Below are 9,280 nucleotides of genomic sequence, written 5' to 3' on the forward strand. Positions count from 1 at the left end.
GTGGGCTCGGTGCCCGACTTCATCGAGAACCACAAGGCCGGCAAGCTGCGCGTGGCCGCCGTCATGGGCACCCAGCGCCAGGCGGCGCTGCCCGATGTGCCCACCTTCACCGAACTGGGCATCAAGGGTTTTGAAGAAGTGCCTTACTACGGCCTGTTCGCGCCCGCCGGCACGCCCAAGGCCGCGCTGGACAAACTGGCCGCCGGCCTGCAGAAGGTGGTGGCCATGCCCGACGTGAAGGAGCGGCTGACCGCGATGGGCCTGACCGTGGGCTTCATGAGCGGTGCCGAACTGGGCAAGCGCGAAGTGGCCTACCGCGAGGTCTGGGCAAAGATCATCCAGGCCAGCGGTTACCAGCCGCAGTGAACCGACAGCCCCCACGCTTCGCCGCTGCGCGGGTCGCTGCCCCATGACCGGGAAGGGGCCCGGTCTTCGGCGGGTCCATGGGGCTGATCCGGCTTGGGGCTGCCCGGCGCCGGATCGCCGTCAGCTGCCCGCGATCAATCTGTGCACGAGGTCGGGCGTGCTGTGCGCCTGGTACTTGCGCATCAGCCGCGCGCGGTGGATTTCCACCGTGCGGTGGCTGATGCCCAGCTGTTTGCCGATTTCCTTGCTGGTCAGGCCGTCCATCAGGCAGGCGGCCACTTCGCGCTCGCGCGGCGTCAGCGCGGCGCCCACCGGCCGGCGCGCGCTCAGGTCTTCAAAGCTCCAGATGCCCGCGGCGTGCGGGTCGGCCGGGTCCAGCGCGCGGCCGGTCACGTGGCACCAGAAGGTCTCGCCCTTGAAGCGGCCGTCCACCCGCTGCATGATGCGTTCGTCCGCGTAGGTGCCGCCGCGGCCCAGGATGGGCACGATGCGGGCGCCGGTGCGCTCGTACTCGTCCGCGCTGGGGTAGAGGATGCGGAAACTCTGGCCCACGAGCTGCTCGCGCGCTGCGCCGAACATCTCGCACAGGGCCTGGTTGCAGTCCACCATGGTGCGCTGGCGCGAGAGCGCCAGGCCCACCGGCGCCAGGTCGAAAGCGAGGCGGTAGTCGATCTGGTCCATGGTGGTGTCCGGGTTAGTCTCTAGGTCAAACTACGTATGCGGATACGTAGTATCGTCCAGCCACTCGATTGTCTCGATCCCTGTTTGTTCAACCACTGGAGTCTTTTCACGTGAACAAGATCTATCCCAGCGCGGCCGAAGCCCTCCAGGGCGTGGTGGCCGATGGTCAGCTGATAGCAGTAGGCGGTTTTGGCCTCTGCGGCATCCCCGAAGCCCTGATCGACGCCCTGCGCGATTCGGGTGTGAAGAACCTGACCGCCATTTCCAACAACGCCGGCGTGGACGACTTCGGTCTGGGCAAGCTGCTGCAGACGCGCCAGATCAAGAAAATGATTTCGTCCTACGTGGGCGAGAACAAGGAGTTCGAGCGCCAGTACCTGGCCGGTGAACTCGAACTGGAATTCACGCCCCAGGGCACGCTGGCCGAGAAGCTGCGCGCTGGCGGCGCCGGCATCCCGGCCTTCTTCACCAAGACCGGTGTCGGCACCCTGGTGGCCGAGGGCAAGGAACTGCGCGAGTTCGGCGGCGAGACCTATGTGATGGAACACGCGCTGTTCCCCGAGGTGGCGCTGGTCAAGGCCGACGTGGCCGACAAGTCGGGCAACCTGCGCTTCAACCTGACGGCGCGCAACTTCAACCCGGCCGCAGCCATGGCCGGCAAGGTCTGCATCGTCGAGGTCGAGCGCATCGTCGAGACCGGCGAGATCGCGCCGGACGACGTGCACCTGCCCGGCATCTATGTGCACCGCATCGTGCACAACCCCACGCCCGAGAAGCGCATCGAAAAGCGCACCACCCGCGAACGCAAGGTCTAATTTTCTTGCGGGACAGACCTTCAGCTCTGTCCCCAACACGAAAGGAAACGAACATGGCATGGACCCAAGACCAGATGGCCGCACGCGCGGCCCAGGAACTGCAAGACGGTTTCTATGTGAACCTCGGCATCGGGATCCCGACGCTGGTGGCCAACCACGTGCCCGAGCACGTCGAGGTGTGGCTGCAGAGCGAGAACGGCATGCTGGGCATCGGCCCCTTCCCCTATGAGGACGAGGTGGACGCCGACCTGATCAACGCCGGCAAGCAGACCGTGACCACGATGAAAGGCTCGGCCATCTTCGGCAGCCACGACAGCTTTGCCATGATCCGCGGCGGCAAGATCAACCTGTCCATCCTGGGCGCCATGCAGGTCACCGGCCAGGGCGACCTGGCCAACTGGATGATCCCCGGCAAGATGGTCAAGGGCATGGGCGGGGCGATGGACCTGGTGGCCGGCGTCAAGCGCGTGATCATTCTGATGGAGCACGTCGCCAAGAAGAAGGACGGCACCATCGACCTGAAGATCCTGCCTGAATGCACCCTGCCGCTGACGGGCAAGGGCGTGGTCAACCGCATCATCACCGACCTGGGCGTGATGGACGTGACGCCCGAGGGCCTGAAGCTGGTGGAACTGGCCGACGGCGTGACGCGCGAAGAGATCCAGAGCAAGACCGGCGTGCCGCTGATCTGAGCAGTGCCCCTGGCCGCCACCGGAAAGCCCCGCACTGCGGGGCTTTTTTCATGGGGCGGGCGGCTCCGGCGGCGGCACCACCGGGGACGAAAGACCGCGGCTACACCAGCACCGGCTGCGAGCCCAAGCCGACCTGCCCGGTGGAAGACCTGTCGCTCTGATCGGCGACCGGCTCCGGCCCATCAACGCCCCTGCGCTTGCGGGGGCGTTTTTTTTCGCCCGTCGCCGGTGGAGGGTCAGCGGGGGCGGGTGGTCCAGGGTGTTGGGCCGAAGGGGCCCACCCGGCCGGCCGCCAGGCTCAGCTGGGTCTGGGTGGTCAGCTGTTCCATCAAGGCGCTGACCCGCTGGCGCCGCGCATCGGCCAGGGTGGACTGGGCATTCAGCAGGTCCTGCATGGAACCGACGCCGGCTTTGTAGCGCCCCTGCGCCACGCGCTGGGTGGCGGTGGCCGATTCGAGCAGGCGTTCGCTGGCCTGCAGGCTTTGCTGGCTGGTGCGCCAGGCCTGGTGGGCCTGCCAGATCTGGCGGTCGAGGTCGCGCTGCACCGTCTCGCGTTCGGCTTCGCGCGAGGCGATCTGCGCCAGCACCTGGCGCGCCTGGGCATCGGCCTCGCGGCCGTTGAACAGCGGGATGCTGGCCACCACGGCGGCGTTGGCGGCGGGGATGTTGCCGCGGCCGGCCGCGCCCCAGTTGCGCGAGTTGCCGCCGCTGGCGCTGACGCTGACGCTGCCTTGGCTGTCGGCCCGCACCGCGTCCAGCCGGGCGCGCAGGGCATCGATCTGCGCCTGGGCCGACCGCAGGCGAGGGTGTTGCTCACGGGCTTCCTGCCGCAGGGCCTGCAAGTCGGGTGGGGCCGGGCGCTGCAGGGCCCAGGCCTCCCAGTCGGCCAGCCGCAGCGCCTGTGCGATGTCGGCGCCCAGGGCCAGGGCCAGTTGGCCGCGTGCGTTGTCCCAGGTGCCCTGGGCGCGCACACGCTCCAGCGTGGCCTGGGCCAGCGCGGTCTGGGCCTGCAGCCGTTCGATCTGGTTGCCCACCTGGGCTTCGTAGCGGGCCTGTGCGGCCGCCGCGGTTTGCTCGGCCGAGGCTTCGGCCTCCTGGCTCGCGTCCAGTGCCGCGGCGGCGACCACGCCGTCGCTGTACAGCCGCAGCGTCTCGCGCACCGCCTCCAGCAGCGTGTTGTCTTGCGCCGCCAAGGCCGCTGCCAGCGCCTGCCGGGCCGCCTGCAGGCTGGCGCTGCGCTGCCCGAAGTCGAACAGCACCCAGCTCAGGCCCAGGCCGGCCGAGAGCGTGCGGCCGGAACGGCCGAAAGAATTGAAGTTGCGGGCACCGCTGTATTCGGCGCTCGCGCTCCAGCGCGGGCGCGACGCGAGGTCGCCGATGTCCACGCCCGCGCTCTGTTCGGCCACATCGGCCAGGGCCTGGCGCAGGCTGGGGCTCTGGCACAGCGTGTGGGCCAGGGCGTCGTCCAGCGTCAGGTGGTCCCAGCGGGGGGGCGCTCGGTCGGTGCAGGCGCCGGTGCCGGGTTGCCAGCGCAGGGCGTCCTGGGTCCAGTGGGCGGGCGCCTGCGGTTCGGCCGGCACGGTGGGGGCCTGGGCCAGCGCCGCGCTCAGGCGCAAGCGGGGCCCGGGCGTCTGGCCGTGCGCGCCGGTCAGCGCCACCAGCAGCAGGGCGGTGCCCCAGGCGCTGGCGCGCACGACCGGGTGACCGGGGTGTCGCCGGGCTTTCATGCGGCGGCCGGGGTCGGGTCACCCATGCGGCGCAGGTAGTCGGCGGGCGGGCCGTCGAAGGCCACGCGGCCATCGCGCAGGGCCACGACGCGCGGCACCGAGCGGATGGTCTCGGGCCGGTGCGCCACCACGATGCGGGTGACGGGCAGGGCAGCGATGGCGGCGTTGACTTGCGCCTCCGACTCGACGTCGAGGTGGCTGGTGGCCTCGTCCAGGATCAGCACCTGCGGGCGCTTGTACAGCGCGCGCGCCAGCAGCAGGCGCTGCTTCTGCCCGCCCGAGAGCACGGTGCCCATGTCGCCCACCAGGGTCTGGTAGGCCATGGGCATGCGTTCGATGTCGTCGTGCAGGGCGGCCATGCGGGCGCATTCCACCATCCAGGCCAGGTCGGGCTGCGGGTCGAAGAAACCGATGTTGTCGGCGATGGAGCCGGCGAACAGGGTGTCGTCCTGCATCACGGTGGCCACGCCCTGGCGCCAGCGGTCCACGCCCACCTGGGCCAGCGGCACACCGTTCACCAGCACCCGGCCTTCGGTGGGGGCGTAGGTGCCCAGCAGCAGGTTGACCAGGGTGGTCTTGCCGCAGCCCGAGCGGCCGGTGATGGCCAGCACCTCGCCGGGCGCGATGTCCAGCGTGATGCCGTCGAGCACCCAGGGCGACGCGTCGGCGTAGCGGTAGCGCAGCTGGTCCAGCGACAGGGCCGGCACAGCGGGCGCGGCCGGGGCCAGGTCGCGCGCGTCCAGCCGCTGGGCCGCCGGCGTGGCCGGGGTCAGCACCAGATCGGCCAGGCGTTCGGCGTGCAGGCGCAGCATCTTCAGGTCGATGGCCTTGTCGATCAGCGACGTGACGCGGCTGTCGAACTGGCCGCGGTAGGCCATGAAGGCCATCAGCATGCCGACGGTGAGCTGGTTGCCGATGATCTGCTGCGCACCCAGCCAGATGATGAGCAGCGCGAAGGCGCCCCCCAGCAGGCCGCGCACCAGGCTGTAGAGAATTTGCAGTTTCTCGATCTTCAGGCGCGCGTTGGTGGCGCTGACCATCAGCGTCTGCCAGGCGCCCTGGCGCTGCGTCTGCCGGCCAAACAGCTGGATCGCGCGCATGCCGCGGATGGACTCCAGCAGGTGGCTGGACTGGCTGGCGTCGCGCACCAGGGCTTCTTCGTTGGCGGCGTAGAACGGGCGGTACCAGAGCAGGCGCACCGCCAGGTACAGCAGCACCGCCAGCACCGCCACCCAGGCCAGCGTGGGGCTGTAGACGAACATCAGCACCAGGGTGAGGATCACCAGCAGGCCGTCGAACAGGGTTTCGACGAAGGCCGAGGTCAGCGTGCTCTGGATCTGGTTCACCGAGCCGGCGCGCGAGACGATGTCGCCCAGGTGCCGGTTCTGGAAATACGACAGCGGCAGGCGGGTCATGTGCGCGAACACGTTGGACTTCCACTGCAGGCCGACCGAGGTGTTGATGACCATGAGCAGCCAGGAGCGGACCAGGCTGGTGCCCTGCTGCACCAGCATCAGCAGGCCAAAACCCAGGGCCAGGGTGGTGAGCAGCTGCGTGTCGCGCGAGACCACCACATGGTCCAGCACCCACTGCATGAACAGCGGCGAGACCAGGCCGAACACCTCCAGCGCCAGCGACAGCATCAGCACCTGCGCGAGCGAAGGCCAGAAGCCCGAGACCTGGCCGATCAGCTGCGTCAGGCGGATGCGGGTCTTCTCCTCCTGGGGCGCGAAGCCGGGGTTGGGCCAGAGCTCCAGCGCCACGCCGGTGAAGTGCCGCGAGGTTTCTTCCAGCGTCAGCCGGCGCTCGCCGAAGGCCGGGTCGTGCACCACGATGTGACCCTTGCCCACGGACCGCAGCACCACGAAGTGGTTGAGGTCCCAGTGCAGGATCGCCGGCAGGCGCAGCTGGGGCAGCTCGTCCAGCTCCAGCCGCAGGCCGCGCGTGCCCAGCTGTTCGTGCTGGGCGATGTCGGTCAGCGTCGACAGCGTGACGCCGGTGAGGGAGATCGCGTGGCGGGAGCGCAGTGCGCCCAGGTCGGTGGAGGCGCCGTGGTGGTTGAGCACCATGGCCAGGCAGGCCAGACCACATTCGGCGGCCTCGGTCTGCAGGATCACGGGCAGCGAGCGGCCCATGCCAAAGGAAAGGCTGTCGGTCCAGCTCATGGTTCGATCCGCCGGGTCACGCTGAACAAGGGTTCGAGCATCCATTCGTAGAGTTTGCGGCGCTCCTGCAGGATGTCGGCCTCCAGCTGCATGCCAGCCTGCAGCTGCAGCGGCTCACCCTGGGCCAGCAGGGTGCTGGGCTTGAGTTTCACCTGGATGGCGAAGAGCGGCTCGGCCGGCGCAGAACCCGCCGCGGTCACGGCCGGGAGCTGGGAGGGGTCGATGGCCGAGGTCGAGACGGCGCCCACCGTGCCTTCGAATTGGCCGAACTTCTGGTACGGGAAGGCCTTGAAACGCAGCAGTGCCACATCACCCGGCCGCACGAAGCCGATGCTGCTGCTGGGCGCTTGGAGTGCGGCCACCAGCTCGCCGGCCGTGGGGACCAGCGTGACCAGGGCCTGGTTGGCGTCCACTGTCTGACCGACGCCGGTGGACACCAGGGTGGCCCGGCCGGTTTCCGGCGCTGTCACCACCACACGTCGCCGCGACTCCACCTCGGTCAGCTGCTGGTCGGTGCGGGAGAGTTCGCGTTCGAGCAGCGCCAGATCGTTGGCGTGGCGAAGGCGGGTCGCTGCCTGATCCTGCTGCACCTGCCCGAGTTCGCGCTGCACACCCAGGGCCTCGCGCTCCAGCCCACGCAGGCGCGAGCGCTGCTCGGTCAGGTCGATGTCTTTCTGCTGCAGCTCTTCGCGGGCGATGTAGTCCTGTTCGGCCAGGCCCTGGTAGCGCTTGCGCGTGTCCTCGGCGATGGTCAGGCGGGTCTTCTGCTGCTCGATCTGGGCCGCAATCATGGCCGTCTCGCCCCGCAGCGTGTCGGCGCGGCGCTGCAGGCTCAGCAGCTCACCTTCCTGCACCTGGCGCGAGCGGTCGATCTCCTGCTGGAGCGAGTCCTTGCGCACGCCCACCTGGCGGGCGATGTCGGCCTGCAGTTCGGTGGCGCCGTCGCCCTGGCGGTCGCTGCTCAGGATGTAGAGCACGGCACCCTTGCGCACCAACTGTCCTTCGCTGACGTGACGCTCGTGCACCACGCCGGATTGCGGCGTGTGCACCCGGATCAGCCCGCCGACGGGCACGAGCTGCCCCGTGACGGTGACGCGCCGGGTGTGGCTGCCCAGCAGCAGAAATGCGATCAGCGCCAGCGCGATCAAGGCCGCCACCACGCTGAACCAGAAAGTGGAGAGGCGGGGCGTGAGCACGATGGTCCCCAGCACGTGGGTGCGCTGGTGGCCCAGGGCTTCGGTGCGGAACAGGCGTCCGGCGGCGGGTGGGGCGGGAGGTTTCACGGCGTGCTGGCCTGTGCGGGTGGCGGTGTTGCATGGGCCACGGCAGCGTCCCACTGTCCATCGAAAGTGTACGTGCTGCGTCCGCTCAGGCCCGGCCGGTGCAGGGGTCGAAAGCACCCGCAAGCGGACATTTGTCGCGCTTTGTCACCGTGGCATGGCCGCGGTGGCGCGGAAGGCTGGCAAGAACCACCCCCTGGTGGGCCATGAATCCACCGGAACGCATGCGGTTTTGAACAGGGCTGGCTGGGGCTGGATCAGGACCCAGGAACGACGGCTGTCTGCGAGCGTTCGCTGGGGCGCCCAAGCCGCTGGGGGAGGGATTCAGCGCTGCCGTGACGCTGCCAGCCCACGGGGCATCGCAGCGAGTCCTCACGTCTTTTTCGGGACGCCGGCCCAAGGTTTGACGTCGTCAACTGTCAGCAGCACAGAGAACATGTTGCCAAAATTACATTTGTTCAATTATAATTGGCGCCATCTGCTGGCAATCGGCAGATGTTTCAATGGAATAGGTGTAGAAAACTTCAAGCCTTCCGGTCAGTGGCCGGAAGGCTTTTTTTTCAGTTGAGGTGGCACCCCGAACGAGGGGCGTCGTCATGCCGGGCTCATGGCCAGGCAGGGCATCTGGATGGTCGCCCGATGGGCCGATCGGCCTTTTCCGTGATGACGATGCGCCGGCTCGTGTGGCACCGCTGGGTCGCCATGTTCCCGGAAGTCACCGTTTTGATCGCCCGCCAAGGAAAAATTGCGGAACAGGCCGCTGGCGGGAGGGCCTGCGTGATGCAATACGTTGGAAACCGGTTCCACCTCCCATCGCACCATGCCCGCCCGACTCCCCGACACCATCCGAATCGATCCTCCCGACGTTGACCTGCAGCAGACCGCCCTGGTCCTGAGGCAGTTTCGCGTGGTGTTCAACGCGGTTCGGGCGCATTTCCAGCGGGTCGAAAAGCAAGTCGGCGTGGGGGGCGCCTTGATCTGGGCCTTGCACGTGATCCACCAGCAGCCCGGGATCGGGGTGAACGCCTTGGCCGTCGCCATGGACATCCACCAATCCACGGCCAGCAATCTGCTGCGCCAGCTTTCGGCGCAAGGCCTGGTGCGCACCGAAAAATCCGAGCAGGACCGACGCAGCGTCAAGATCTTTGTGGAGCCCTCGGGCACGAATCTGCTCAGGCGCGTGACCGGACCTTATGAAGGCGTGCTGCCGGATGCCCTGCAAAGACTCTCGCCGCAAACCATTGACCAGTTGCACCGCAACCTGACCGAACTGATTGCCGTGCTGCAGGCGGATGAGGACGCCGCGCAGATCCCGCTGGCGGACATGTAGACCTCGCGCGACACCGCCCTGGCCTTGCCCGGCTTCAGGCGTGCCGCGCGGCGCAGGTTTCTAAGCGGTGGCGTAGGAGGTTCTGCAAGGCACACCTTTGTATGGGTGTGCTGTAGCAGGTGGCGAAAACCCTGATTTTTTTCAATCAAATCAAGGTCTTGCAGAGATGTGGAGCGGGTGAAGGGAATCGAACCCTCGTATGAAGCTTGGGAAGCTGCCGTTCT

9 protein-coding genes are annotated in these 9,280 nt (G+C 68.1%); 4 read left to right on the forward strand and 5 right to left on the reverse strand.

Translation table 11 applies throughout. The features are described 5' to 3' along the window. Positions 1-366: tripartite tricarboxylate transporter substrate-binding protein (locus RMP09_RS22000; protein WP_310568111.1), on the forward strand; the 366-nt coding region annotated here is incomplete at its 5' end. Positions 367-486: 120 nt separating this feature from the next. Here the strand turns inward: RMP09_RS22000 and RMP09_RS22005 are convergent. Beyond that, positions 487-1,047 carry a LuxR C-terminal-related transcriptional regulator gene (locus RMP09_RS22005; protein WP_310568112.1) on the reverse strand — a complete coding sequence of 187 codons (561 nt, stop codon included), beginning with the start codon at positions 1,045-1,047 and terminating at the stop codon, positions 487-489. A gap of 110 nt (positions 1,048-1,157) precedes the next feature. Between RMP09_RS22005 and RMP09_RS22010 the strand changes: the two genes are divergently transcribed. Together RMP09_RS22010 and RMP09_RS22015 are read left to right on the forward strand one after the other, a co-directional pair. After that, positions 1,158-1,862 (forward strand): CoA transferase subunit A, encoded by a 705-nt coding sequence (locus RMP09_RS22010; protein ID WP_310568113.1) that lies wholly within the window; start codon positions 1,158-1,160, stop codon positions 1,860-1,862. Between the two features lie 53 nt (positions 1,863-1,915). Then, positions 1,916-2,554: a CoA transferase subunit B gene (locus tag RMP09_RS22015; protein ID WP_310568114.1), complete on the forward strand. Its 639-nt coding sequence runs from the start codon at positions 1,916-1,918 to the stop codon at positions 2,552-2,554. A gap of 236 nt (positions 2,555-2,790) precedes the next feature. On the opposite strand, the gene RMP09_RS22020 is transcribed toward RMP09_RS22015, so the two are convergent. The 4 genes from RMP09_RS22020 to RMP09_RS22035 all read right to left on the reverse strand — a co-directional run bounded on the left by RMP09_RS22020 (position 2,791) and on the right by RMP09_RS22035 (position 8,324). After that, positions 2,791-4,281: a TolC family protein gene (locus RMP09_RS22020; RefSeq protein WP_310568115.1), complete on the reverse strand. Its 1,491-nt coding sequence runs from the start codon at positions 4,279-4,281 to the stop codon at positions 2,791-2,793. Beyond that, positions 4,278-6,446: a peptidase domain-containing ABC transporter gene (locus RMP09_RS22025; protein ID WP_310568116.1), complete on the reverse strand. Its 2,169-nt coding sequence runs from the start codon at positions 6,444-6,446 to the stop codon at positions 4,278-4,280. The genes RMP09_RS22020 and RMP09_RS22025 overlap by 4 nt, the downstream gene beginning before the upstream one ends. After that, entirely contained in the window at positions 6,443-7,729 is a 1,287-nt protein-coding gene (locus RMP09_RS22030) for an HlyD family secretion protein (RefSeq protein ID WP_310568117.1), read from the reverse strand. The genes RMP09_RS22025 and RMP09_RS22030 overlap by 4 nt, the downstream gene beginning before the upstream one ends. Before the next feature lie 445 nt (positions 7,730-8,174). After that, complete coding sequence (locus tag RMP09_RS22035; RefSeq protein ID WP_310568118.1) at positions 8,175-8,324, reverse strand: hypothetical protein; 150 nt, start codon at positions 8,322-8,324, stop codon at positions 8,175-8,177. A gap of 222 nt (positions 8,325-8,546) precedes the next feature. Between RMP09_RS22035 and RMP09_RS22040 the strand changes: the two genes are divergently transcribed. Further along, positions 8,547-9,056, forward strand: a complete 510-nt coding sequence (locus tag RMP09_RS22040) for a MarR family winged helix-turn-helix transcriptional regulator (RefSeq protein WP_310568119.1) — start codon at positions 8,547-8,549, stop codon at positions 9,054-9,056. The last annotated feature ends 224 nt before the right edge of the window (positions 9,057-9,280 follow it).

Source organism: Hydrogenophaga sp. (assembly GCF_031426985.1).
GTDB lineage: Bacteria > Pseudomonadota > Gammaproteobacteria > Burkholderiales > Burkholderiaceae_C > Hydrogenophaga.